At 48.1% G+C, this 25,609-nt stretch carries 22 protein-coding genes; 7 read left to right on the top strand and 15 right to left on the bottom strand.

All coding sequences use genetic code 11. The features are described from left to right. Positions 1–11: 11 nt before the first annotated feature. The 3 genes from XMM312_RS09360 to XMM312_RS09350 form a co-directional block, all read right to left on the bottom strand. Positions 12–845 (bottom strand): CbbQ/NirQ/NorQ/GpvN family protein, encoded by an 834-nt coding sequence (locus XMM312_RS09360; RefSeq protein WP_254442905.1) that lies wholly within the window; start codon positions 843–845, stop codon positions 12–14. A gap of 40 nt (positions 846–885) precedes the next feature. Continuing rightward, positions 886–1,242, bottom strand: coding sequence for a ribulose bisphosphate carboxylase small subunit (locus XMM312_RS09355; RefSeq protein ID WP_173481520.1), 357 nt, complete (start codon positions 1,240–1,242; stop codon positions 886–888). 69 nt (positions 1,243–1,311) lie between these two features. Further along, complete coding sequence (locus tag XMM312_RS09350) at positions 1,312–2,730, bottom strand: form I ribulose bisphosphate carboxylase large subunit (protein WP_173481521.1); 1,419 nt, start codon at positions 2,728–2,730, stop codon at positions 1,312–1,314. Positions 2,731–2,994: 264 nt separating this feature from the next. On the opposite strand from XMM312_RS09350, the gene XMM312_RS09345 reads away from it, so the two are divergent. After that, complete coding sequence (locus XMM312_RS09345) at positions 2,995–3,927, top strand: LysR family transcriptional regulator (protein WP_173481522.1); 933 nt, start codon at positions 2,995–2,997, stop codon at positions 3,925–3,927. 550 nt (positions 3,928–4,477) lie between these two features. Here the strand turns inward: XMM312_RS09345 and XMM312_RS09340 are convergent. The 3 genes from XMM312_RS09340 to XMM312_RS09330 all read right to left on the bottom strand — a co-directional run bounded on the left by XMM312_RS09340 (position 4,478) and on the right by XMM312_RS09330 (position 10,202). Next, entirely contained in the window at positions 4,478–5,830 is a 1,353-nt protein-coding gene (locus tag XMM312_RS09340; RefSeq protein ID WP_371743485.1) for a class II 3-deoxy-7-phosphoheptulonate synthase, read from the bottom strand. Between the two features lie 31 nt (positions 5,831–5,861). Continuing rightward, on the bottom strand, positions 5,862–6,809 hold the full coding sequence (locus XMM312_RS09335) for an AEC family transporter (RefSeq protein ID WP_173489122.1): 948 nt from the start codon (positions 6,807–6,809) through the stop codon (positions 5,862–5,864). Between the two features lie 63 nt (positions 6,810–6,872). After that, positions 6,873–10,202, bottom strand: coding sequence for a hybrid sensor histidine kinase/response regulator (locus XMM312_RS09330; RefSeq protein ID WP_173489121.1), 3,330 nt, complete (start codon positions 10,200–10,202; stop codon positions 6,873–6,875). A gap of 306 nt (positions 10,203–10,508) precedes the next feature. On the opposite strand from XMM312_RS09330, the gene mfd reads away from it, so the two are divergent. Together mfd and XMM312_RS09320 are read left to right on the top strand one after the other, a co-directional pair. Continuing rightward, positions 10,509–13,958, top strand: coding sequence for a transcription-repair coupling factor (gene mfd, locus XMM312_RS09325; RefSeq protein WP_173489120.1), 3,450 nt, complete (start codon positions 10,509–10,511; stop codon positions 13,956–13,958). Positions 13,959–13,983: 25 nt separating this feature from the next. Beyond that, positions 13,984–14,649, top strand: a complete 666-nt coding sequence (locus XMM312_RS09320) for a CsiV family protein (protein ID WP_173484264.1) — start codon at positions 13,984–13,986, stop codon at positions 14,647–14,649. Here XMM312_RS09320 and XMM312_RS09315 read toward each other — a convergent pair. From XMM312_RS09315 to sohB, 4 genes are read right to left on the bottom strand one after another with little or no spacing between them, the layout of a single operon-like run. Further along, positions 14,646–15,752 (bottom strand): mechanosensitive ion channel family protein, encoded by a 1,107-nt coding sequence (locus XMM312_RS09315; protein WP_371731441.1) that lies wholly within the window; start codon positions 15,750–15,752, stop codon positions 14,646–14,648. The genes XMM312_RS09320 and XMM312_RS09315 overlap by 4 nt on opposite strands. A 24-nt stretch (positions 15,753–15,776) precedes the next feature. Beyond that, positions 15,777–16,778 carry a beta-N-acetylhexosaminidase gene (gene nagZ, locus XMM312_RS09310; protein ID WP_173484265.1) on the bottom strand — a complete coding sequence of 334 codons (1,002 nt, stop codon included), beginning with the start codon at positions 16,776–16,778 and terminating at the stop codon, positions 15,777–15,779. 12 nt (positions 16,779–16,790) lie between these two features. Continuing rightward, positions 16,791–17,267 (bottom strand): L,D-transpeptidase, encoded by a 477-nt coding sequence (locus XMM312_RS09305; RefSeq protein ID WP_173484266.1) that lies wholly within the window; start codon positions 17,265–17,267, stop codon positions 16,791–16,793. Next, positions 17,267–18,331 carry a protease SohB gene (sohB, locus tag XMM312_RS09300; protein WP_173481529.1) on the bottom strand — a complete coding sequence of 355 codons (1,065 nt, stop codon included), beginning with the start codon at positions 18,329–18,331 and terminating at the stop codon, positions 17,267–17,269. The genes XMM312_RS09305 and sohB overlap by 1 nt, the downstream gene beginning before the upstream one ends. Before the next feature lie 76 nt (positions 18,332–18,407). Between sohB and XMM312_RS09295 the strand changes: the two genes are divergently transcribed. Next, positions 18,408–18,731, top strand: coding sequence for an SCP2 sterol-binding domain-containing protein (locus tag XMM312_RS09295; protein WP_173483150.1), 324 nt, complete (start codon positions 18,408–18,410; stop codon positions 18,729–18,731). 20 nt (positions 18,732–18,751) lie between these two features. On the opposite strand, the gene nudC is transcribed toward XMM312_RS09295, so the two are convergent. After that, complete coding sequence (gene nudC, locus XMM312_RS09290; protein ID WP_173484267.1) at positions 18,752–19,507, bottom strand: NAD(+) diphosphatase; 756 nt, start codon at positions 19,505–19,507, stop codon at positions 18,752–18,754. A gap of 148 nt (positions 19,508–19,655) precedes the next feature. Here nudC and nhaB point away from each other — a divergent pair, with 148 nt between their 5' ends. Next, positions 19,656–21,158 (top strand): sodium/proton antiporter NhaB, encoded by a 1,503-nt coding sequence (gene nhaB, locus XMM312_RS09285; RefSeq protein WP_173484268.1) that lies wholly within the window; start codon positions 19,656–19,658, stop codon positions 21,156–21,158. Between the two features lie 144 nt (positions 21,159–21,302). Next, complete coding sequence (locus XMM312_RS09280) at positions 21,303–22,169, top strand: prephenate dehydratase (protein WP_173484269.1); 867 nt, start codon at positions 21,303–21,305, stop codon at positions 22,167–22,169. Between the two features lie 696 nt (positions 22,170–22,865). On the opposite strand, the gene XMM312_RS09275 is transcribed toward XMM312_RS09280, so the two are convergent. Together XMM312_RS09275 and gcvA are read right to left on the bottom strand one after the other, a co-directional pair. Further along, complete coding sequence (locus XMM312_RS09275; protein WP_173489119.1) at positions 22,866–23,333, bottom strand: hypothetical protein; 468 nt, start codon at positions 23,331–23,333, stop codon at positions 22,866–22,868. A gap of 5 nt (positions 23,334–23,338) precedes the next feature. Then, the gene (gene gcvA, locus XMM312_RS09270) at positions 23,339–24,250 is read right to left on the bottom strand and encodes a transcriptional regulator GcvA (protein WP_173481535.1); all 912 of its coding nucleotides are present in this window, start codon (positions 24,248–24,250) and stop codon (positions 23,339–23,341) included. 122 nt (positions 24,251–24,372) lie between these two features. Between gcvA and XMM312_RS09265 the strand changes: the two genes are divergently transcribed. Continuing rightward, a complete protein-coding gene (locus XMM312_RS09265; RefSeq protein ID WP_173481536.1) occupies positions 24,373–24,552 on the top strand; it encodes an RSP_7527 family protein in 180 nt (59 codons plus the stop codon). Between the two features lie 35 nt (positions 24,553–24,587). Here the strand turns inward: XMM312_RS09265 and tcdA are convergent, their stop codons facing one another. Next, complete coding sequence (gene tcdA, locus XMM312_RS09260; RefSeq protein ID WP_173489118.1) at positions 24,588–25,397, bottom strand: tRNA cyclic N6-threonylcarbamoyladenosine(37) synthase TcdA; 810 nt, start codon at positions 25,395–25,397, stop codon at positions 24,588–24,590. After that, a complete protein-coding gene (locus XMM312_RS09255; protein WP_173489117.1) occupies positions 25,387–25,602 on the bottom strand; it encodes a hypothetical protein in 216 nt (71 codons plus the stop codon). The genes tcdA and XMM312_RS09255 overlap by 11 nt, the downstream gene beginning before the upstream one ends. Positions 25,603–25,609: the final 7 nt, after the last annotated feature.

Raw genomic sequence — 25,609 nt, 5'->3', positions numbered from 1 at the left:
TGCTGCCCCTGTTAGCTCACAAAAAATGTGTTGACTGCAGCATCTAGGGTTTCTCGCATATCTGGATCATCGGTCAATGGTGTTACTAACGTCATTTTGCACGCAGACAACGGATCTACACCTTCAGCGATCATCTGCCCAGCATAGACAAGCAAACGAGTTGATATTCCTTCATCAAGGCCGTGCCCTTTCAAATTCCTCGCACGGTGGGCTATTTGAACCAATTTATTGGCGATATCAAGACCCACACCTGTCTCTTTATCTACAATTTCAGCTTCATCATAATCTTTCGGATAGTCAAAGTTCATCGCACCAAATCGCTGTTTAGTGGATTGTTTAAGATCTTTCATCAGGCTTTGATAACCGGGGTTATAAGAGATAACCAATTGAAAATCAGGGTGCGCCTCGATCAGTTCCCCTTTTTTATCCAAAGGCAGTGTTCTGCGATGGTCAGTTAAGGGGTGAATCACAACGGTGGTATCTTGTCTTGCTTCAACGACCTCATCCAAGTAACAAATTGCCCCTATTCTGGCAGCTGTCGCTAATGGACCATCCTGCCAATGGGTACCGTCCTTATCGAGCAAAAAACGTCCAACCAGATCTGAGGCCGTCATATCTTCGTTACAGGCAACCGTAATCAGAGGACGCTTCAGTTTCCAGGCCATATACTCCACAAATCTTGATTTGCCGCATCCCGTTGGCCCTTTGAGCATCACCGGCATACGTCTTGCATAGGCGGCTTGATACATATCGACCTCATTGCCTACCGCCTTATAAAAGGGTTCGTCCTTGATAATGTATTGATCCGTATTCACTGCACTCATACTCTTACCTTTTGTATCCATTGAGAGCAAAACCCCCTCATTAGAGGGGGTATCTATAGCGTTATACTGGGTTGCCTCGGTAAACCACCATCTCAGCACCTTTTGACTGAGCATAGTTGTCATAACCGACCAACCTAACGTGGTTATTAGGGTGGGCTTGGTGGCAAGCTTCAGCCTCATTCAGAACTCGATCAACGTCGGTCTCACCGAACAGTGGCAACTTCCACATGTACCAGTAGTGATCGAACGCATTCTCTGGCTCTGTATGCTCTATCGCCGGGTTCCATCCTTTAGACACGATGTACTCAACTTGCTTTCGAATTTGTTCAGCATTCATCTCAGGCAGGTAAGAGAATGTCTCGAATTTACGGCTATTCACATCACTCAGGCTTGATGCGTAATCTTGCATTTCACTCATCATCTATTCCTCAACTCTAATAAGAGCTCAATTTATTAAGGAGGGTCTCTAAGGAACCCTCCCATTACTTTATTTATGAGAGACGTCTAGCTTATCGACCGTATCGAATTCAAACTTGATCTCTTTCCAGGTTTCCATGGCAACTTTTAGCTCAGGGCTGTGCTCGGCTGCAGAGAGAAGGATTTGTTTACCATCTTTCTCAAGTTCAGCACCGTGATTTCGCGCTTCAACACAGGCTTCAAGAGCCACACGGTTCGCAGCTGCACCTGCGGCATTACCCCACGGGTGACCCAAAGTACCACCACCAAACTGTAGAACTGAGTCATCACCAAAAATGTTAACCAATGCAGGCATGTGCCAAACATGGATACCGCCCGAGGCAACCGGAATAACACCCGGCATAGATCCCCAGTCTTGATCAAACATAATGCCGCGACTGCGATCCTCTTTTGTAAAAGAGTCACGCATTAGATCGATCCAGCCCAAGGTCGCCTCACGGTCACCTTCCAACTTACCAACCACCGTGCCAGAGTGAAGATGGTCACCACCGGAAAGACGAAGCATCTTAGTCAGCACTCGGAAATGGATACCGTGATTAGGGTTGCGGTCTAGAACAGCGTGCATGGCACGGTGAATGTGCAACAACATGCCATTTTCACGACACCAATTTGCTAGACCTGTGTTAGCGGTAAAACCACCGGTCAGATAATCGTGCATAATGATCGGGGCGCCGATCTCTTTTGCGTATTCGGCACGCTTATACATCTCTTCCGGAGTTGGAGCTGTCACGTTCAGGTAGTGACCTTTACGCTCACCCGTTTCAGCTTCGGCTTTTTCAATGGCTTCCATGACAAAATCAAATCGTTGTCTCCAGCGCATGAACGGTTGAGAGTTAACGTTCTCATCATCCTTGGTAAAATCGAGACCACCGCGAAGACACTCATAAACTGCTCGTCCGTAGTTTTTGGCTGACAAACCCAGCTTAGGCTTGATGGTGCACCCCAACATTGGACGACCGTATTTGTTCATAATGTCGCGCTCTACCTGAATGCCGTGTGGTGGTCCACCACAGGTCATTACATAGGCGACCGGAATACGAACATCTTCCAATCGCAAAGAACGCACTGCCTTAAAGCCAAATACGTTACCAACAAGAGAGGTCAATACATTGACAACAGAGCCCTCTTCGAACAGGTCAATTGGGTAGGCAATGAATGCGTAGAACGCCTCGTCATTACCAGGAACATCCTCGATAGCGTAAGCGCGGCCTTTATAGTACTCAAGATCAGTGAGCAGATCTGTCCACACGGTCGTCCAAGTACCGGTAGAAGACTCTGCCGCAACTGCTGCTGCCGCCTCTTCACGTGGCACTCCATCTTGTGCAATTACCTTAAAACACGCCAGAAAGTCCGTATCTTTTGGTGTGTAATCGGGCATCCAATACGTCTCACGGTACTCCTTTACACCTGCTTGATAGCTTTTTGCCATGGTCAATTTCTCCTGTTGGATTAAACCTTGATTATTGTTGTGCTGTTTGAGTGCCAGGCTGAAATCAACTTAGCAATCGCATAGGAGAGACGTTATGGGAAAGTAATGTTAAGAACAACACAAACTTTCTTATCAAAATGATAAGTGATTACTTAACATTAATATTCAATCAGGAATTAAATAGATACTGTTTACATTAAGGTTAAACTTAACTATTTTGAATAAACCACAATAAATAACTCAAAGCATTAATCGGAGGAGCCAGTGCGTAATACAACCTTTCGTCAGCTCAGAGTCTTTAATGAAGTCGCAAAACAGCTGAGTTTCATTAGAGCCGCGGAATCTCTTCACCTAACTCCCCCGGCGATTACCATGCAAATTAAAGAGCTTGAAAGTAACGTAGGCATGCCGTTGTTTGATCGTGCTGGCAAAAAAGTCACGCTAACCACAGCCGGTGAATATATGCTTGTCTACGCTAGAAGAATCCTAGCGACCGTTAAAGACGCTGAAGATGCTGCAGCAAGATTAATTCACGCAGAAGCTGGAACAATTACGATAGGGATTGTTAGAACCGCAAAATACTTCATGATGCACCTTATTTCTGAATTCATTGAAGAACATAAGAGTGTCGACATAAAGCTATCGATTGGTAATCGTGAACAGCTGCTCAAATCTTTGCAAAACAATGAAGTTGATCTCGCTATTATGGGTCGACCACCCAAAGAGATGCGGACCCGAAATGAACCCTTTGCGGCTCACCCACACGTTTTTGTGGCCGCGCCCACAAACCCGTTATTTTTAAGAAGCCTGGATGAGCGGTTAACACCCGAGGAGCTGCGAGATATCCCGTTTATTGTTCGTGAAGAGGGCTCAGGCACACGAGCAGCGATGGAACGCTTTTTCGAGGGGAGAAGTATTGAACCGCATTATAAGTTTGAACTGGATTCCAACGAAATGATCAAACAGGCCGTAATGGCCGATCTGGGGATAGGATTTGTGTCACAGCACACAGTCGGTTTAGAACTGGAGCACCAAAAACTGGGGATACTCAATGTCGATGGCGCACCCATTGTTAGAGCCTGGAACCTTGTGCATACACAATCGAAGGTACTCTCCCCTGCTGCAGAGGCGTTCCGATACTTTATGCTTGAGCGTGCAGAGAGCTTCCTAGCTGAGCAGTTTGGGCGGTTAGAGTAGATTTGCGCGATCTTTTCGGTGACTGGCCTTCAGCCTGTCAACCGCATTTCTATCCGACTAGCGTCGGCTAGCCTTCTTCTTTGTGTGAGCAAAGAAGAAGCAAGAAAACACACCCCGCTCCTTCGGCCTTCGGCACACTGCGCGCGATACTCTTTTTCTAACATCAAAAGGCACATTTCAGACAGATGATTTGCTCCTGCATCATCTGCATACAAAACATCGTGTTTCTAAGCCTGCTCCGTGCAGGCGCTGAAACTCTCGCCCATCCGGGGCTCGATCCTTTCAACGTCTTAACGAAAAAGAGCACCGTGCTCGTTCTCAGTCGGACGGGGAACGGGGTGCCAGATTCGAATCTGGCACTGTTGGAGCGGTCTTGAAAAGGCCGCGATGGGTATTAAGTTAAGCTTAGCTATTGGCACCGGTGTCTGGCTTTAGCCTGACATCCACTTTCTCAGCGTTTTCCAGATTATTAGTAAATCTTACCAGCGGATGACAGGCTGAAGGCCTGTCACCAAATATCGCGGCCTTTTTAAGACCGCTCCAACTTAGATTACTTACGCGCTGCTTTAAGTGTATCCGCAATCATAAACGCCAACTCAAGTGACTGGTCAGCATTAAGGCGTGGGTCACACTGGGTGATGTAGCGCTCTGCCAGGGCAGATTCTGTGATTTGGTAGGCACCACCGACACACTCAGTTACATGGTTACCAGTCATCTCAAAATGAACACCACCGGCGTAGCTACCCTCTGCCTTGTGAATCTCGAAGAAGGCTTTCATCTCAGAGAGAATCGCATCGACCGAGCGGGTTTTGTAACCGCTGCTAGCTTTTACCGTATTGCCGTGCATCGGGTCGTTGCTCCAGACAACATTCACGCCCAGATCATTCACAGCACGCACTAGCTGTGGAAGGTGATCGCCGATCTTATCGGCACCCATGCGGGCAATCAGATTGATACGACCCGCTTCGTTCTCTGGGTTTAAAATCTCCAGAAGACGTTTCAAATCATCCACTTGAGTGGTTGGGCCCACTTTCACACCGACCGGGTTTTGAACACCGCGCAGGAACTCAACGTGAGCATGATCAGGCTGGCGAGTACGATCACCAATCCAGAGCATGTGCGCTGAACAGTCATACCAACCGTTGGTCAAACTGTCTTGACGCGTTAGTGCCTCTTCATAAGGCAGCAAGAGTGCTTCGTGTGAGGTGTAGAGCGTTGTCTCAGAGAGCTGCGGCGTATTGTCTGAATTCAATCCACAGGCCGCCATGAACGACAACGCTTGATCGATCTGTGCGGCTAGCGCTTCATACTTTTCATGCGCAGGAGACTGAGATACGAACCCCTGGTTCCACTTATGAACCTGATGCAGATCGGCAAAACCACCGCGTGAGAAAGCACGAAGAAGGTTAAGCGTTGATGCCGACTGATGGTAAGCCGAAAGCATGCGCTGTGGATCAGGAATACGCGCTTCTGCCGTGAAATCTGGGCTATTCACATTATCGCCACGGTAGCTTGGCAGCTCGATACCATCGATCACTTCAGTATCACTTGAGCGTGGCTTAGCGAATTGCCCAGCAATACGACCTACTTTTACAACTGGACAACCGCCAGAAAATGCGAGTACCACCGCCATCTGCATCAGCAGCTTAAAAGTATCTTTAATCTTATCCGCGCTAAACTCGCTAAAGCTCTCTGCGCAGTCACCACCCTGCAATAGAAAGGCTTCACCACGACTCACACGTGCCAAATCAGATTTAAGAGAGCGGATCTCGCCAGCAAACACCAAAGGTGGCTGCGCTTTGAGTTGCTGTTCAACCGATGCGAGGGCATCAGAATCTGGGTAGGTTGGTAGCTGCTTAACCGGCAGTTGACGCCAGCTTGCAGGGCTCCATGAAGTCATGATTTACATCCTTATATTGTGGTGATTTAAACATTTAGATCCACGCTAGGACCTGCAAGATATACAAACCTAGCGTAATCGTAAACATTGAAGCAAAAGTGGTGAGTACAATAACGTTAGCGGCAAGCTCGGCATCATCTCCAGAGATCTTCGCCATTACGTAACTGGCGGCTGCAGTTGGCGCTGCTAAGAATAGGAAGAGCACACCCAGCTCCATGCCACTAATGCCGATATACCAACCAACTGCTGTAAATAGCATTGGCACCCAAACCAACTTAGTCAGGGTTGCATGCACTGCTAATACGCCAGTGGTTTGAAAGGCTTTAAACGAGAGTGTGGCACCAATACACAAAAGCGCCAACGGAAGAGTCATCGAACCAAACAGTTCGCCAGAATGAATCAGCCATTTAGGCAATTGCAGCCCACTTAATGAGAGCACAACCCCGATCATCACACCGACAATCATTGGATTGAGCACCACCTCTTTGGCCACCTTCATGGGTGTTGGGCGGTAACGGGTACTCAAGACAGAGAAGACCACCACAGCAATGGCGTTGTTTACCACCCCCGAGATACCCGCCATAAGCCCCGCCATCTGCAGCGCCTGATCACCATAAAAACTCAAGGTCAGCGCCAGCGCAATAATCCCCTGGTTGCCCCTAAAGGCAGCTTGAATGAATACCGCACGCTGATCGGAACGAATCCAACGGGCGGCAATAATCCAACAGATCAAGGTTGTTAAAAAGGTGGCGAGAATATAGAAGCCGAACAGTTTCGACTCAAGCAGTGCCGGTACATTCGCTTTAAGCACCGCCATCCCCAACAGAGTTGGCAGGGTCGCTTTGTAGACAAGCAGCGATGCACCCGAAATAAACTCATCGCTGAGCAGGTGCAAGCGCTTTAAAACAAGACCAATAATAACAAGCGAGAAGATAGGCGCAGTCACAGCAAAGATCTGCGCCAAGAGCTCTAGGTGGTTCATTTAGAGTCCAATAGGAATAACAATTGAGGTTATTATCCCTTATTGGCTCTAAGCTTGTAACACCTAATCAGCTAATTTATCTAACAACTCTACAGCTAATTCAGTTGGGTTGATCGGTTTCGATAGGAAGCCGTTCATGCCGGCATTTATCGCATTGTCACGATCGGACTCAAAAGCAGCAGCGGTAAGGGCAATAATTGGCGACGCCTTAGCCTCAACACCCGCCTCGCCAGCACGAATAGCTTTAGCCACCGCTAAACCATCCATCTCCGGCATATGAATATCGAGCAGAATAAGGTCCGGTACTGATTCTCGGATTGCAGCCAGTGCTGCCAGCCCACCATCAGCCGTCGTAACTTGCATACCCATCTTGTTGAGCAGGCCTTGCGCAACCATGCGGTTGGTTGGACTATCATCCACCACCAACAGTCGCTTACCTGCCAGTTCTTTAACACTATCAAAGGGGTTTAGCGCTTGGACCTCAGTTTGGATTTGATCAGCAGAAGCCAGCTCAACCGGTAGCTCCAGAGTAAAACAGCTACCCTCACCCTCTTTACTGGTGACGGTGATGCCGCCTTGCATCAGTTCAGCCAACTGCTTGGAGATACTTAAACCTAGGCCAGAACCACCAAAGCGGCGGCTTATAGAGTCATCCGCCTGAGTAAAGCGCTCGAACAGCGTTGCAATCTGTTCGGCACTCATACCTATACCTGTATCTTCAACTGCGATCTGCCAGCGCGGATTTGCACCCTGAGCATCAATAAGCTCAGAACGAATAGTTACACGCCCCTTTTCAGTAAATTTAATGGCATTACCCACAAGGTTAGACAATATCTGTTTAATACGATGGTTATCGCCGAGTAGGTTAACCCCCTCTAAGCTGCTCTGCATGAGGAGTTCAACACCCTTTTGCTGGGCAACTGGCTTAAACAAGGCCGAAACCTCTTCGAGCACCGATTTGGGCAGAAAACTGCGTTTTTCCAGCACTATTCCGCCCTGCTCTAGCCTCGAGATATCCAAAATATCATCTACTATGTTACGCAGCGCATTTGCAGAGGACTCAATCAAATTGAGGCGAGACTTGAGTTGTGTATCAACACACTCCTCTTTAGCCAACACCAACATACCCAATACCCCATTGAGTGGCGTACGTATCTCATGGCTCATGGTCGCAAGAAAACGCCCCTTAGCCTCCGCGGACTCTTCCGCCAATGAAAGAGCGTTTTCAAGTTTTTGACCTTGCTTACTCAACTCTTCTGAGCGGGCCAACAACGAGGCAATTGAAAAGGCGACCAGCAAAATCAAAATGAACGTCACTACTAACCAAAAGAGTGCAATGGGGCTGCCAATTAGCGCAAATTGCGAAAGGGTTGTTTTCGGTAATATCTGTATAAAATAGAGAGGATGGCTTAGTTTGATTTTACTAAAACTCTTTGAATCTAAATGGTTTAAATTCAACTCCTGCTGCATGAGGGTTGTTAAATATTCGCTAGGATCATAGCGTTGATAGAATGCGACCTTATCCTCAAATTCAAAAACCTGTGCAGAATCACCCACCTCAAGCAGAGCCATCTGCTCCCATAAAGCGGGGTAGAAATCACCAACGCGACCATCTTTTAAATTTAAAGAGTCAGCCCAGAGAGGAAAACCCTCGGGTGCCAAAACCATTGAACCGCTCTTAGTTGCAATGAAGTTTTGCTCCTCTTTATGCGGGTCATACTGAGCATAAAGTTGAAGGAAGGCGGCCGCATCATAGTTAAAAACCCAAACGCCACGTTTATTGCCCAATGTATCGAAGGCAGGTATGGCGAAGCGAATCACAGACAGATGTGGAACCTCTACAACACCATTTTCAACATTGAGATCAATTTTAGAGACATAGATCTCATCTAATCCTAAGGCTTTGGCTTCAATAAAATAGGCACGGCTAGATTTATCCTGAAGCTCAGTTGGTTTCACTGCATAGGCTCCAACAGAGGAACGGTTAGCTCTAATTAGCTCCATTCCATTTAAGTCGAGAAGCCTCGCTTGCAGAACGAACGGGTCATTATCTACAACGGAGACTAACTCTTGCTCCAACAGCAGACGCAAGTTCGCCGGACGACCTGTCAAATAATTCCGACTTAAGCTTGAATAAGCACGGAGGTGAATATCGCTCACAAAACGCAGAAGCTGTTGGTTAAATTGGTTTAAATTTGCATCTAAGTGTGAAGCAGCAAATTGGAGCTGTTCTTGGTAACGTGCGCGATCGATGTGCTGAATGATTGGCACCAGAGCCATCAAAACAAGGGTTGTGATAAGTACTGTAAAAACGACAGTACGGGTCAACAGGGTATTAACCGGGTTTGAGCCTTCAGGATTTAAAAGAGTTGGCTCTTTCTGCTCAACTTGCGCTCGCTTAGCGACTACCAATTCAACAACCAACCAACATACCAGCGCCAAAATAAATAGTCGCGGGAAAAGCTCTAACTCTTCAACATCAAAAAACTGTACAAATCCCAACAAAATTACAACCACCAGCGATAGCATAAAACGCCTCGCCAACTGCACTGGAGCAACAAAATAGACAGCAACTGCAGCTGCAGGTAGGAACAGCATCCCAGACTCTTGATTGGCGTATAACTCGTAGACAGTGACCAACCAGAAAAGAATAAGAAACAATTTTGCCCTGTATGGGTAGGCTGGATAAAATTTTCTGATTGCTGCGTGGCCAATAAAAAGTCCCGCAGCCATCAAAGTTCCCTCTGGATTAGAGAATCCAAAGTCATTAGAGACTAACCCCAAAACAGGAACTACAAGTACACCTAAAGCAGCAAAAAGACCTATAAAGTCTCTTAATTCATACCTTCCACTTTCTGTAACGGCCTTTTCACCCTCTAACACCCTAACAATAACTAAGCCACCGACCAGAGCCGCACTGAGAGAACGTAACCCGAACAACAATTGATCATCGGTAAATTTTTGCAAGGTAATAATTAGAAGTGCTAGTAACCCAAGGTAGAGATAAAAACGACGGTGCTGAGTGGGAAGCAAGAACATAGCAATCAACATCGAACCTGGAATCATCGCATATGGGGTGTAGCCCACTGTTAAAAGACCAAAAGCGAAGAGTGGCAAGAGCAACCAGACAACTGTAGTGAGTAATAAGCTTCCAGACTTAGCGGCCCTGGCAAGTTGTATTAATGTTGAAGTTAGCAGAGTCAATACGATAGGGAATACAACCCACTGCGTTATATTCCATCCAGTTTCAACAAGTTGTGGCAAAGCGCGAGTGACAATCGCCATCAACAACACAGCAACATATCCCATGCCAGCCCAACGCTGTGCTTTAAATTCGTCGCTACTGATATTTGAAAACCAACTCTCTGGATTCACTCTATTTAACAAATGCATAACGCTATTCTTAACCTTTTCGATAAACCGTCTGCTTGAACAAACGACTGAAAAAAATTCTGCTACGAAAATTAAGCAAGTTTCATGCCAATTAATCACAAAAAACCAGGCGAATAAGTACCATAAGTCTGGGCTATTAGCATTGAGCTAAACAAAGAACAGAACCTAAAAATTTAACTTTATCGGAGCTGACAAGCCCAGGAGTCGCAGGAAAAAACTGTGATTTTTTCTCTACTTACCTGCCCTAATTACTGATTGATCGCTACAATAGAATCTTTCTCATGCTATTTTCACTGGAGTCCAAGATTGTCAGGTCTAGATCAGTTTATTGCCCCAACTAAAGCCGGTGATTTGCGCCGTATTGGTGATGTAAAAGGGGCCGCCACCGGTTGGCTAATCGATCAGATACGCGACAAACATCAGGGACCTATTCTGATGCTCTGCAACGACAGTGAGAGCGCTAGCCGTATTCGTCGTGAGATACGCTTTTTTGCCGGTGACTCTCTGCCTGTGATGCTCTTTCCAGACTGGGAAACCCTAGCTTACGATAGCTTCTCCCCACACCAGGATATTACTTCCACTCGCTTAGAGACTCTGTACCGACTTCAAGGTTTAAAGTCAGGTGTCATTGTCGTGCCTGCCTCGACGGCGATGCAGCGTGTCGCTCCTAAAGAGTTTGTCAGTGGCAATGTCTTCTGGCTTGAGAAAGGTCAGCAATTAGACGCCGACAGGATGCGTGAACAACTGATCGATGCAGGGTATAACCTAGTCGACACCGTTTATGAGCACGGTGAATTTGCTGTACGTGGCGCCATTATTGATCTCTACCCTACTGGCACTAGCGCGCCTCTTCGTATCGACCTATTTGATGATGAGATCGATACTCTAAGGACATTCGATCCGGAGACACAACGCTCCATTGAACAGATCGAGCGTATTCGAATTTTGCCGGCGCGCGAATACCCTTTCCACTCCAACGCGATTGATGGTTTTAAACAGCGCTGGCGTCAACGGTTTGATGTCGATTATGGCAACTGCCCTATCTACCAAGACATCTCGAGCGGTTTAGCACCGGCGGGTATCGAGTACTATCTGCCTCTCTTCTTTGAGCAGTGCTCTACTTTGTTCGATTACCTTCCTGAATCAACCTTAGTGATTCAGCAGAAAGGGATACTAGAGGCCGCATCACAATTCCACAGCGGTGTGGTGAGCCGACATAACGAACGCCAAGGCGATATCACTCGGCCAATTTTGACGCCAGATGAGCTCTTTTTAACACCGGATGCCTTGGCCAGTGACCTAAAACGCTGGCCGGGCATACGTCTTAGTGCTGAGCCGGAAGAGGTTAAACCGGGGCGTGAAAATATCGGTGCGACTGAACCTCCCAGTTTAAGCACCTCTCCCACTGCGGCAGAGCCTCTGCGCCCACTGGCCAATCACCTAGAGAAAGCCACCACTCCAGTTCTCATTCTTGCTGAGTCGGCGGGCCGTCGTGAATCTCTATTAACGCAACTGCAAGCGATGACGATCAAGCCTGTGCAACTCGACAGCTGGCAAGCTTTTCAAAACAGCAACGAGTCACTTGCCATCAGCGTTGCACCGCTTGAACAGGGTCTTGCCATCAGTGATCAATTTGAGGTGATCTCAGAGGCACAGCTATTTGGCAATCAGGTCTTCCAACGTCGTCGTCGCCAGCGTGAACAGAGCGATGCCGACCAGGCCGTTAAATCGCTGTCTGAACTGAGCGTCGGGAATCCTGTGGTCCATATTGATCACGGCGTAGGACGCTATCTCGGTCTGCAGACGATCGATTTGGATGGATCAGCCACCGAGTTTCTGACCCTGCAATACGCGAATGATGCCAAACTCTATGTTCCGGTCTCCTCTCTGCATCTGATTAGCCGTTACACCGGTGCCAGTGAAGAGTCTGCACCGCTGCACCGTCTTGGCACAGAACAGTGGTCCAAAGCGCGCCGTAAAGCGGCCGAGAAGGTGCGTGATGCTGCTGCAGAGCTGTTAGACATCTATGCACGTCGTGCCGCTCGCCAGGGCTATCAGTACAGCATTGATGATGCGATGTATGATCAATTCTCACGTGCATTCCCATTCGAAGAGACGCCGGATCAAGCGATGGCCATTGAGGCGGTGCGCCGAGACATGCAAGCCGTCCAACCTATGGATCGTCTAGTCTGCGGTGATGTTGGCTTTGGTAAAACTGAAGTGGCTATGCGGGCCGCCTTCATTGCGGCACAAGCGGGCAAACAGGTCGCTGTATTGGTACCAACCACCCTCCTCGCCCAGCAGCACTTTGAGAATTTCCGTGATCGTTTCGCCGACTGGCCTATGGAGGTCGATCTGATCTCGCGTTTCAAAACAGGCAAACAACAGGATCAGATCGCAGCAAAGGTAGAGGCGGGTCAAGTCGATATTCTGATTGGTACACATAAACTGATTCAGGGCGATTTGAAATTCAGCAACCTAGGGCTGTTGATAATCGATGAGGAGCACCGTTTTGGTGTTCAGCAGAAAGAGAAGCTCAAATCGCTCCGTTCTGAGGTTGATATTCTCACCCTAACCGCAACGCCTATACCTCGCACACTGAATATGGCGATGTCGGGCATGCGTGATCTATCGATCATCGCGACGGCACCGGCTAAGCGTCTATCGGTTAAAACCTTTGTGCGTCAATCAGATCCAGCGCTGATTAAAGAGGCCATTCTGCGTGAGTTGCTTCGCGGTGGTCAGGTCTACTATCTGCACAACGAAGTGAAAACCATTGAGCAGACCGCTAAAGAGTTGGGTGAGCTGATTCCAGAGGCCCGTATTGGTATCGGCCATGGCCAGATGCGTGAGCGTGAACTGGAACAGGTGATGAGTGACTTCTATCACAAGCGATTCAACGTATTGGTCTCCACCACCATCATCGAAACCGGTATCGACGTTCCTAACGCCAATACGATCATCATCGATCGCGCTGATAAATTTGGTCTAGCTCAACTTCACCAGCTTCGTGGTCGAGTCGGTCGTTCGCATCACCAGGCTTACGCTTACCTGCTTACACCGCACCACAAGGCGATGACTTCAGATGCCACCAAACGTCTGGAGGCGATTGTCGAAGCGAGCACTCTAGGGGCAGGCTTTACCCTAGCAACCCACGACCTTGAGATACGGGGTGCCGGTGAGCTGTTAGGTGAAGAGCAGTCGGGTCAAATGCAGACAATTGGTTTCTCCCTCTACATGGAGATGCTAGAGCAAGCAGTAGAGTCGATTAAAGAGGGTAAAACACCCAACTTTGATCAGCCTCTTCATCACGGCTGTGAAGTAAACTTGCACCTACCGGCACTGATTCCCGATGACTATCTGCCGGATGTGCATAACCGATTGACGCTCTATAAACGCATTGCCAATGCAGCCAATGACGAGGAGTTGCGTGAGCTTCAGGTGGAGATGATTGATCGCTTTGGTCTGCTACCAACGCCTCTTCAGAACCTAATTCGACAGACTTCAATCAAGTTGCGGGCTGAAAAACTCGATATTATCAAGTTGGATGCTGGCGCTGGGTCAGGACGCTTGGAGTTTGCTGAGGAGACCTGTGTCGATCCTTACACCCTTGTAAAACTGGTGCAGACACAGCCAAAGGTCTATAAACTCGATGGGGCTACCGCGTTTAAGTTCAGTGTACCGATGGAAAACAGTGAAACTCGATTCCAGACAGTTGAAGCGCTGCTTGATACACTGACACCGGCAAGTGATTGATTTGAACCTTCAGGAGCATATTAAAGTGAGAGTGATTGCAACGACCCTTTTGCTATTGGCTGGTATCGGCCAAGCCGTGGCTGACGATGAGGCGGTCAAGCTAGCGGTTGCCCCTGAACTGATCAGTGAAGAGAGTCTCTACACTGTTGAAGTGGTTATTTTCAAACAGGCTGAAGCCGACAAAGAGAGCGAAACCTGGCCTGCCGACTTAGAAAGTATTGAATTCACCAACGCTGAGCTTCCTCTCGTCAATGATGGCGAACCCTTAGCCCTGAATGAAGAGTTGCCAATAACCACCTTTGCATTGACTGAACAAGCCAATCGATTGGCGCAAAAAGGGTATGAGCTGCTCTACCACAATAGCTGGCTGGATCAGTTTAAACCTGGCGCTAACCGCACCACTCTGTTATTGGATGCATTTGGAAACTTCGAAGGTACATTACGCATTGAGCGTCAGCGTTATCTGCATATCTACCCATCGATCAACTACTACCCTAACGGTTTAAGCTTGACCGACGAGCCCGCTGAAACGATCTGTTTTGAGGAGTCACGTCGCATGCGATCGAAGGATCTGCACTACATCGATCACCCCGTTCTGGGAATGCTGGTACTCTTTAGACCGGTCGAAGCGGTTGAGATGGAGGTCACCGATCTGGTGACCTCAACAGAGACAGCAAACACCGTAAACTAGTTCGACGGCGCCTCATTCGGGGCAATATGAATCGTAGAGGTTGGGAAAGCGATCTCTGCGCCACGCGCTTCAACCAGATTGATAATCTTAACCAGTACATCCTGCTTAACCGAGTGGAACTCCACCCAGTTAACCGTTTTGGTAAAGGTGTAGACCATGATATCGATTGATGAGGCACCAAAGTGGTTCAGGTTTACGATCAGAGTTTGGCTCTGATCGATGTCAGCATGGCTCTGCAACATCGATTTAATATCTGCAACAATCTGCTCAACCACAGCCGCATCGTCATAACGAACACCAATGGTTTCATAGATACGACGGTTGGTCATACGCGATGGATTCTCAACGGCAATACTGGCGAAGGTTGAGTTAGGGACGTAGAGCGGTCGTTTATCAAAGGTGCGAATTCGGGTTAAGCGCCAGCCGATCTCTTCAACTGTACCCTCAATCTCTTTGTCGGGGGAGCGAATCCAATCCCCCACTTTGAAGGGGCGATCCATGTAGATCATCAACCCACCGAAGAAGTTAGCCAGTAGGTCCTTTGCGGCAAAACCGACAGCCAAACCACCAACACCACCGAACGCTAGTATGCCTGAGACACTGACGCCCAAATGTTGAAGCAGCACCAAACCCGCAAACAGAAGGACGGTTAATCGCAGTAGTTTTGCGACCGCATCAGCGGTGGTTCGATCAACACCAGGACGACCAGAAACGCCATCCACTAACTGCTGCTCAACCCGCTTAATTAGACGGATCAACGTCCATGCCGCTAACAGAATATACGCTAGTGAGCGCAAAGATTGCGTCAGAACTAGGTCTATCTCGTCCAGTGCTCGAGCGGCAATATCGAGTGAGAGCGTAATACCCACCACCCAGACTAGAAGACTTAAAGGGGCACGCACGGTATCAATGAATACCTGATTCCAAACGGACGAGAGATTGTTGATAAAGGGAATCAGTCGATTCAACAAAGTATTGCTGACTAGAGAGACGATCAGTGTCATCAACAGAATCACAGCGCCTTGTAGCAACCACTGATATTGATTCAAGGCAGGAATAGCATTTAACAGTGGGTTAAGCACCCAACTCAACAATTCAGTCACTTAAAAACTCCAATAAACAATCAGTTAGACCAACTCTTTCGCCATCGTTCTTACGCGAGCCAATCGTTCAGAATCACTCGGGCGCTTAGGTCTAGCACGCATTCTTACAATTCGATCAGAACCAGTGTGCCCAAGGTTGGTTAGGTGCTGCAACACCTCTTGCGCACGCTCGGGTGCGTTGCAGACAAGCACCATGTCACAGCCAGCTGCCAGCGCGGCGTCGGCTCTATCAGAATAACTGCCAGTCTCTGCTGCCCCCTCCATAGAGAGATCATCACTGAAGATCACGCCATCAAAACTTAATCGCTCACGCAGTTGGCGTTGCAACCAAAACTCTGAGAAGCCTGCGGGCTGTGAGCAGACACTGGTGTATTTAATATGGGCCGGCATGACCGCATCCAAGCCGCGTTTAATCAACTTGGCAAAGGGCTGTAGGTCTTGAGCATCAATTTCAGCAAAACTGCGTTGATCTTCTGGAAGACCCAAATGTGAATCCACCTCCACCCAGCCATGCCCTGGAAAGTGCTTACCCGTGGTCGCCATGCCCGCTTCATGCATACCTGACATAAAGGCTCCCGCAAGTGCTTCAACCTGTTCGCTATCGGTGCCAAACGAACGGTCGCCGATCACCTCTGAGTGGCCGTAATCGAGATCTAACACAGGGGCGAATGAGATATCGATGTCATAGTCGCGCAACTCTGTCGCCATCAACCAGCCAAACTCATGAGCCCAAGCGACCGCTTTGCTCGGGTTGTCCTGCCAAGCTTCACTGAATACTCGCATTGGTGGCAGTCGGGTGAAGCCCTCTTTAAATCGCTGTACACGACCACCCTCTTGGTCGACAGCCACTAACAGGTCAGGACGGACCTGACGGATCGACGTCATAAGTTGTCGAAGTTGTGCAGGGTTTTGGTAGTTACGAGCAAAGAGAATCAACCCTCCCACTTGGGGAGACTTGAGAGTCTCAACCTCAGCGGGCGTTAACTCAGTCCCAGCAATATCCAGCATTAGGGCGCCACTGCTCATTACTCTCTCCAATTAAGCCGTAATATTTACGATCATGTTGTTGTTGACCTGATCAAACAGCTCAATCAGATCCTGGTTTCTCATTCGGATGCAGCCGTGTGATTTAGGCACCCCCATCGGCTCAGTGTCAGGTGTGCCATGGATGTATATGAAACGACTTAGTGTATCGACCTGACCACCACGATTGAAGCCGGACTCCATACCCTGTAGCCAGATGATTCGTGTCAAAATCCAATCTCGTTCCGGGTACTGCTTGGCAAGCGTTTCTGAGTAGATTTCACCGGTTGATTGACGACCAACAAAGACACTGTTGATCGGTGCAGATTCGCCAATTTTAAGCTTTACCTTGTGCTGCCCAAGCGGTGTACAGCCTGACCCTTTTAGATTTCCCGACCCGTTTAAAGCCGTTGAGACGCCCCAACTCTGCTCACCTGAATCGGTCAGTAACCTTAAGGTTTGATCAGCAATGGAGATCTCAATACGACTCATCAGCGCGCCCAGAAACGGCTCTGTGTCAGGCTCGACCACGCTTTACCAGCAACGCCAGTGACAGCAGAGATACCAAAGTGTTCGAGGCGCTCTTGTAGGCTCTGCTTCACCTGATAGCTCACTTTGTAGATATCAGCGTCATCGGCGGCATTAACCAGATAGTCATCACTGGTCTCTATCTGATCAATAAGACCATTGGCAATGGCGCGACGACCAAACCAGACTTCACCCGTCGCCACTTTCTCAATGTCTAAATCCGAGCGGTAGTCAGAGACAAACTCTTTGAAAAGAGCGTGCGTATCTTCTAGCTCTTCAACAAACTTTTCACGCCCCTTTTCGGTGTTCTCGCCAAACATCGTTAGAGTTCGCTTGTAATCACCCGCCGTTAGGACTTCGTAATCGATGTCATTCTTCTTAAGAAGGCGATGGAAATTGGGAATCTGTGCAACCACACCAATGGAACCGATCAGTGCAAAGGGAGCTGCGATAATCTTATTGGCGATACAAGCCATCATATAACCACCGCTGGCAGCCACTTTATCGACACACACCGTCAGTGGAATCTGCTTACGACGAATGCGCTCGAGTTGTGATGCAGCCAAGCCATAGCCATGCACTAGACCGCCAGGGCTCTCTAGACGAACAACCACTTCGTCGACCTCTCTTGCCAACGTCAGAACCGCTGTGATCTCTTGGCGCATCTTGTCGACTTCAGAGGCTTGGATGTCGCCATCAAAATCGATGACATAGATTCGTTTTCGATCCTCTTCTGCTTGAGCATCGGACTTGGCCGCCTTTTTACGGGCCTTAGCCTCCTCTTTATCCTGCTTCTTTTGCGCTTTATGCATCTGTTTGAGGCGATGCTCATCCAATATGTGGTCTTCTAACGTCTCTTTTAGCTCGGTGAAGTGATCATTCAGCGACTCGACTTCAATCTCGCCATCATTAGGCTTACGGCGTTTTTGAGCCGCTGCTGCAATCATCGCAAGCACTAGCCCAATCGCAACCACCCAAGTGACCGTTTTAGCCAAGAAAAGACCGTATTCAGAAAAAAATTCGACCACTGATTACCTCGTAAGAAAGTCGATTAACAGAGAGGGGTAGGTTAACATAGCCACTTCTAATGAGCGCTAGGTTTTTATGTCTTCAAATGTCACCCTCACGCAGGTTTTCAACAAGCTGCAAGATCGATTCAATTCTGACAACGCCAAAGGTCTAAATAAGACGTTTCAGTTCTCGTTGAATGATGCAGATTCATTCTACCTAACGATCGAGGATTCAAAGCTAGACGCCAACTGGGGTGAGCACTCCGATCCAAACATCACACTGATCATGGATGAAGCGACATTCATTGGTGTTATACAGGGTGAGATCGATGGCATGAGTGCTTTCATGAAAGGTCTTCTGCGCGCCGAGGGTGATGTCATGCTCGCCACCAAGCTAGGCAAACTTTTTAGGCACTGATACCCAGCTATAGCTGCAAATCAGCCTTGTCGTGCAACCCAGTCGTCGATCAACGCTCTTGAGATAGCGAATTTGGGTGGCAGCACCACAGTGTGCAGCTCTTCCTTGGTAAACCAACGCCCTTCTAATATCTCACGACCATCAGGTTTAATGTCGCCACCGGCATACTGAGCAAAAAACGCCAACATCAACGAGTCAGGAAATGGCCACTGCTGGCTTTTGAAGTAACGAATGTTGCTAATTTCAACACCCACCTCCTCTTTGACCTCTCGTGCTACCGCCTGCTCAGCCGTCTCACCGGCATCAATAAATCCAGCTAAAGTACTGAATCGATTAGGTGTGAACTTAGCGTTATGGGCCAACAAGATTCGATCCCCGTCCTCAACGAGAGTGATGATACAGGGAGAGAGTCTCGGGTAAGCGTGATGCCCACAGTCCGTACATTTCAAGACCATCTCGGTTAAACCAAACGCCATACCCCCACCACAGCGACCACAAAACTGATGATTCACTCGCCAATTCAATAACTGCTGAGCTCTGGAGAACAACTGATACTGGAATGGATCAGACCGTTCAAGTTCAGCTCGAAGATCCACCACTTTGGCACTGCCAGGTACCTCAGACATTCTGACCAACTCATAGCCCGGTAACACAGGGTAACGTTCGATCTCATACTCGCTGTCAAAGGATAGGGAGAGATCAATACGATCCAACACAACCCCTAGTTTTGGGTCAGCCAAGATCAGACGATTTTGATGGGCAATTAAGTATTTCAAGAAGACTCCCTAAAAACGGCAATGCTTATTTGTAATAGTTATATAAAACTAAAGTATTAAAACCGCAGTTTCCAAACTAAAGGAATAACCTTATAATCTTTGCGCTTTTTTGCTTTTGGGCAAATTAAAATAACTGTAAGGACCCTACATGAATCAATCAACCATGTCGGCAATTACCCGAAACTTTTTGGGCAACTCGCCAATTTGGTACAAGCAAGCAATCCTTTTCTTCCTTGTAGCCAATCCTATCCTACTTTTAACAGCTGGCCCTGTCGTAACAGGCTGGTTGCTAATCTTCGAATTCATTTTCACACTGGCGATGGCGCTTAAATGTTACCCACTTCAGCCGGGTGGTTTGATTGCAATTGAAGCGGTCGTGATCGGCTTAACCGATCCACATAACGTATACCGCGAGATCAACGCCAACTTAGAAGTTATCCTTCTGTTGATGTTCATGGTTGCTGGTATCTACTTTATGAAGGATCTTCTTCTATGGGTCTTCACTAAGATACTGGTTAAAGTTCGCTCTAAGACAACAATCTCTCTGCTTTTCTCTATCTCTGCAGCCTTTCTATCAGCCTTCCTAGATGCGTTGACAGTGACTGCTGTATTGATCAGTGTCGGTGTCGGTTTCTACTCGGTCTACCACAAGGTCGCTTCGGGCAAAAATAACGACTCTGCACACGACCATACAACTGACCATGACGTTCATGAAGAGCGTCGCCAGGATCTAGAAAACTTCCGCGGATTCCTAAGAAGTCTCTTGATGCACGGTGCTGTGGGTACAGCATTAGGTGGAGTCTGTACGCTGGTCGGTGAGCCACAAAACCTGTTGATCGCTCAGAAAGCGGAGTGGACCTTTATTGAGTTCTTCTTACGCATGGCACCGATCACTATGCCTGTACTGGCGGTTGGCCTTCTAACCGTTGTAGTACTAGAGAAGACCGGTACCTTCGGTTACGGCGCTAAATTGCCAGAGAACGTACGCCAAATTCTGGTTGATTACGATAAAGATCAATCGGCTAAGATGACAAAGAAACAGCGCGTTAGCCTAATCGTTCAGGCTGCAGTGGCAGTATTCCTAGTCATTGGTCTAGCCTTCCACTTAGCGCCTGTCGGCATGATCGGTTTGACCGTAATCATTCTATTGACCGCCTTTAACGGCATCACAGAAGAGCACCAGATTGGTAAAGCCTTTGAAGAGGCACTCCCTTTCACCGCTCTGCTGGTTGTATTCTTTACCGTAGTATCCGTGATTCACGATCAGCACCTGTTCCAGCCGATCATTCACATGGCACTTTCACTAGAACCAAGCCAACAGCCGTCCGTCTTCTTCATTGCAAACGGTGTGCTATCGGCAATCTCAGACAACGTGTTTGTTGCGACGGTCTACATTAATGAGATTCTAGCGGCATTGAACGCAGGTGATATCACTCGTGAACAGTTTGACCATCTAGCGGTTGCCGTGAATACCGGTACTAATATCCCATCGGTAGCGACTCCAAACGGTCAAGCAGCGTTCCTATTCCTGCTAACCTCAGCGATTGCACCGCTGATTCGCCTCTCGTACGGTACGATGGTTTGGATGGCACTGCCTTACACCATTACGATGTCGGTAACCGGTCTACTTGCAGTCATTTACGCACTCTAAGATCTGACTTAATTAAAAAACCTGCCCCGCTCTCGCTCGGCAGGTTTTTTTATCTTTAAAACTTCTCTCAGTCCTCTGAAGGCTATTGGCCGAGTAATGAGATGTGCAATAATATCGCTTTAATTCTCTCATTTAGCAGTTGATATGACAGACCTACCCGCAAAAATCGCTTATCAGGGTGTTCCTGGTGCCTACTCTCACCTCTCTTGTACCCGTGTCCACCCAGAATTGGAGGCACACGCATGTGAGAGCTTTGCTGATGCCATGTTTATGGTTGAACGTGGTGAAGCGCGTTTAGCGATGATCCCGCTTGAGAACAGCACTGCCGGTCGTGTCGAAGAGATCTACCGCTTAATGCCTAAAACTCAACTGCACATCATTGCCGAGCACTTTGAGCCGGTTAATCACTGCCTTCTTGCCATACCCGGTACCAAGGTGGAACAGCTCAAGCGAGTCACCTCTCACCCACAGGCACTGGCACAGTGTGATGGCAACATACGAGCACTAGGACTTGAACCTATCGCGGCACTTGATACGGCAGGCTCTGCGTCAGATCTTTCAGAAAATCCAGATCCAGAGTTGGGCGCTATCGCCTCATCTCTTGCTGCAGAACTCTATGGCTTAGATATCGTCAAAGAGGGTTTTAGAGACGTCGAAGGTAATACCACGCGCTTTTTGATACTGGCACGTGATAGCAGGGTTCCGGAATATGAGGCTGATAAAGATTTCATGACCTCGATCCTGTTCACCGCTCGAAATATCCCAGCGTCGCTGTATAAAGCATTGGGTGGTTTTGCCACAAATGGCCTGAACATTCTTAAGCTGGAAAGTTACATGGCTTCGGATACGATGCAGGTCACCAGCTTCCACCTGGATGTAGCCTCGCACCCACAAGAGCCTGCCATGCAGCTAGCCCTACAAGAGCTTCACTTCTTTGCTAAAGAGGTTCGCGTCATGGGCACCTATGCCGCACACCCATTCAGAAAGAGCAATCTAATCATCGAAGAGTAGTTTTATTCTGCATTGCAGCATCAATAATTAAGCCTTATAAAAAAGTTGACTAAAAAATCAGCTTTTACATATTGTGCACCGCACAAATAAGACTTATATTTTATACATGCCTAATGGATTAGGTAACGAACAAATCCCTTGTGTTCGTTTTCTTCATTTTTCATCGATTGAAGATTCCTTTTTAGCCCCGCAGTGCGGGGCTTTTTTATGGCATAAAGGTTTAAAAGCAAAAACACCTCTAACCGACTGTCGTCGGCTAGCCTTCTTCTTTGTGTGAGCAAAGAAGAAGCAAGAAAACACACCCCGCTCCATCGGCCTTCGGCACACTGCGCACGATACTCTTTTTCTAACATTGAAAGGCACATTCCAGAGCCTGCTCCGTGCAGGCGCTGAAAATCTCGCCCATCCGGGGCTCGATCCTTTCAACGTCTTAACGAAAAAGAGCACCGTGCTCGTTCTCAGTCGGACGGGGACGAATGGCACGAAGTTCGAATTTGGCATTTTGTTGGAGGGGTCTTGAAAAGGCCGCGATTGGTACTAGTTATAACTTTGCTATTAGCACCGGTGTCTGGCTTTAGCCTGACATCCACTCTCTCAGCGTTTTCCAGAAAAGTAGTAAAGCCTACTTGCGGATGACAGGCTGAAGGCCTGTCACCGAAAAGATCGTCACATCTTCGATATGACTCCACCAAAAAATCACTCTGCCTCAAAAAAGAAATCGACGGGATAACTCTCGCCATCTTGTTCGGTAATGATCAAGCGAGCCTTCCAGACCATTAACCCCGTCGTGCAGACTGAAAGCTCGGTGACTCCCGACCAACTCTCACCATTGAATTTAATCGGTGTCTGGTTGATACCCATATACTCCGTAGTCCCTTGCAGATCGAGCCAAGCACTCTCGGGTTGTTGCCCATCGACTGTAAAGCTGAATGTCAGAGGTACCAGCGATTTAGCCGGTTTGGGATTCATGCTGAGGCTCAGCACCCTGCTCTCCTCGCTATCGGACGGGAGTTCAATTAGGCAGGTCTCCAAATTAACATCGCAATCCGTTGTTATGGGATCTCGCTCTAAAAAGCCATTTAACACCGATTGCAAAAGATAGACACTGACGCCCAGCGGCAGAATGATTAACAACGCCGTCAGGAGTGGCTTAATACGCTGCATTGAAACTAGTTTCCAACGTTAGCGGCATCGATATCCGCTTGCATCTCTTCTAGAATCCAGTCACGGAAGGCCATCATTGCAGGCGTTAGTCCATGATTCTTGCGGTAGACCAGATAGAAAGCGTTATGGCTATCCAAACTGATATCAAAGGGCGCGATTAAGCGACCACTCTCTAGCTCTCTGCCCAACAGAGCAGTATCTGCCAGTGCTATACCGATCCCTTCTGATGCCGCCGATACCGCCAACGAGGTGCTGGAGAAGGAGATGGTTTTGTTTATCTCAGTGATGGAGATCCCCTGTTCTTGGAGCAGCTTTGTCCACTCATGACTACGACCTGAGACATTAATCAAAGTGTGGTTTAGCATGTCTTTGGGTGTGTTGAGTGGATCTTTACCCTCAAGGAGTTTGGGACTCATGACGGGTGTCAGAAAGATATTACGCATCATATGCGACTCGATGCCTTTCCAATGGCCAGTACCATAATAGACAGCCATATCAGTCTCGGAGTTATCAAAGTCGATGTACTCAATCGAAGATTCAACTCGAAGCTCAACTTCAGGAAAGCGCTCTTGAAAACGCGTGATGCGTGGTACCAACCAACGTGTTAAGAAGGCTGGCGCGATGCTCACCTTCACCACGTTGGTATTAGGCGCTGCAACCAATCTGCGTGTCGCCTGCTCCAGTTCGTCTAAGGCTATCTGCACCGAGGGTAAATAACGCTCCCCTGCAGCCGTCAACGAAATGGTTCGCTTCTCACGTTTAAAAAGCTCAACACCTAAAAACTCTTCAAGTGACTTCAACTGATGGCTAACCGCCGATGGCGTGACACAAAGCTCTTCACTGGCGCGGTTAAAGCTACCATGGCGGGCAGCAGCATCGAACACACGAAGAGCATTAAGTGGTGGTAAGCGTCGCATAGAAGATTCCTGTAAGTGAATTTAACTCAACAATAAATCAAAAAAGGATCGTTTGTCGAGAGGCTTATACACCTTTAGTATGATCACAAATTGAACAGCGAAACGAATTAGAGGAAATGAACATGCCTTACACATACGCAACTGTAGATCTAGAAGCAGCAATCAAAGAAGCTCAAGCACTTCGCAGCCAAGCACTGGCTGAGTTGGTTGACACTACAAGCAAACGTCTAAGCCGTGTTTTTGTTAGCGAACTTCGCACAACTCGTGAATCAGCGCTAGCACGTCTAACTCAGGCTGCTTAAGCCTCCAAAGCATATTGCTCTTTGGCCGGTCAGACTCAGCTCTGATCGGCCTGTTTTCTCTCTCGGGCGACTCGCTCACTCATCTTTATCAACACTCGGCTTACTGCAACATTTGCGAACGCAGCCGTGACTGTAGTAACTGCTCCTAAGCCTCCAGAACAGTCTAAACGCACATCACTCTCACCAAAGTTTTTTGTTGCACAGACAGATCCATCCAACTGTGGATACCTAGCCTGCTCCTGCGAGAAGACACACTCGACACCAAATCGTTTACCGCTTCGACTGAACCCGAAATGGCGTTTCAATATTGAACGAACCTTAGCGGCCAGCGCATCGTGCTGAGTTTTACTTAGATCAGCTACTTCGATTTTAAGCGGATCAATGAGCCCACCAGCCCCGCCGGTAGTAACGATCGGAATCTTGCGGCGACGGCAGTACGCAATCATTGCTGCTTTAACACCGGCACTATCAATGGCATCGACGACATAATCAATCGGCTCAACCAACAGGTCGGCAAGATTATCTTGCGTCGCAAAACACTCATGCTCGTGAATAATTAAATCGGGATTAATCTCGCGCGCACGATCCGCCATCACCTGAACTTTTGAGGCGCCTAAATTTGAGCTAACCGCATGCATCTGGCGATTCGTGTTTGAGATACAAATTTCATCTAGATCAATGAGGCTAAGCTCACCGATACCACTCCGGGCAAGCGCCTCTACCACCCAGGAGCCAACACCACCTAAACCGACAACGGCAACATGAGCCTTGTGAAACTTTTCGAGTGAATCAGTGCCATAGAGGCGCCCAATACCTGCGAATCGATCAAGGTAATCAGAATTCATCGTCTGTAATCTCAGTCAGAACAACCTCTCCACACATCTGGCATTTCCCTTCCAGAAAGATAATACCGTGCAGTTCGTACTCAACAGGATCACTCATACCCAGATCCACTTTCTGACAATGGTCGCACCAGGAATGCAGTAGCAGCTCTTCACGATCCTCTTTGCTGCGCAGTGTAAAATCTCTAATGACTCGATCATCACTCATAACTTTT

The organism is Marinobacterium sp. xm-m-312 (genome assembly GCF_013283295.1).
In the GTDB taxonomy this organism is placed as follows: domain Bacteria; phylum Pseudomonadota; class Gammaproteobacteria; order Pseudomonadales; family Balneatricaceae; genus Marinobacterium_E.
This window is presented reverse-complemented; position numbering and strand designations above follow the sequence as displayed.

Bases quoted from the DNA above. Each gene is read 5' to 3' on its own strand.
- XMM312_RS09360 (WP_254442905.1), bottom strand. From the start codon at position 845: ATGGATACAAAAGGTAAGAGTATGAGTGCAGTGAATACGGATCAATAC.
- XMM312_RS09355 (WP_173481520.1), bottom strand. From the start codon at position 1,242: ATGAGTGAAATGCAAGATTACGCATCAAGCCTGAGTGATGTGAATAGC.
- XMM312_RS09350 (WP_173481521.1), bottom strand. From the start codon at position 2,730: ATGGCAAAAAGCTATCAAGCAGGTGTAAAGGAGTACCGTGAGACGTAT.
- XMM312_RS09335 (WP_173489122.1), bottom strand. From the start codon at position 6,809: ATGAACCACCTAGAGCTCTTGGCGCAGATCTTTGCTGTGACTGCGCCT.
- XMM312_RS09330 (WP_173489121.1), bottom strand. From the start codon at position 10,202: ATGCATTTGTTAAATAGAGTGAATCCAGAGAGTTGGTTTTCAAATATC.
- nagZ (WP_173484265.1), bottom strand. From the start codon at position 16,778: ATGAGCAGTGGCGCCCTAATGCTGGATATTGCTGGGACTGAGTTAACG.
- XMM312_RS09305 (WP_173484266.1), bottom strand. From the start codon at position 17,267: ATGAGTCGTATTGAGATCTCCATTGCTGATCAAACCTTAAGGTTACTG.
- XMM312_RS09295 (WP_173483150.1), top strand. From the start codon at position 18,408: ATGTCTTCAAATGTCACCCTCACGCAGGTTTTCAACAAGCTGCAAGAT.
- nhaB (WP_173484268.1), top strand. From the start codon at position 19,656: ATGAATCAATCAACCATGTCGGCAATTACCCGAAACTTTTTGGGCAAC.
- XMM312_RS09280 (WP_173484269.1), top strand. From the start codon at position 21,303: ATGACAGACCTACCCGCAAAAATCGCTTATCAGGGTGTTCCTGGTGCC.
- XMM312_RS09275 (WP_173489119.1), bottom strand. From the start codon at position 23,333: ATGCAGCGTATTAAGCCACTCCTGACGGCGTTGTTAATCATTCTGCCG.
- gcvA (WP_173481535.1), bottom strand. From the start codon at position 24,250: ATGCGACGCTTACCACCACTTAATGCTCTTCGTGTGTTCGATGCTGCT.
- XMM312_RS09265 (WP_173481536.1), top strand. From the start codon at position 24,373: ATGCCTTACACATACGCAACTGTAGATCTAGAAGCAGCAATCAAAGAA.
- tcdA (WP_173489118.1), bottom strand. From the start codon at position 25,397: ATGAATTCTGATTACCTTGATCGATTCGCAGGTATTGGGCGCCTCTAT.
- XMM312_RS09255 (WP_173489117.1), bottom strand. From the start codon at position 25,602: ATGAGTGATGATCGAGTCATTAGAGATTTTACACTGCGCAGCAAAGAG.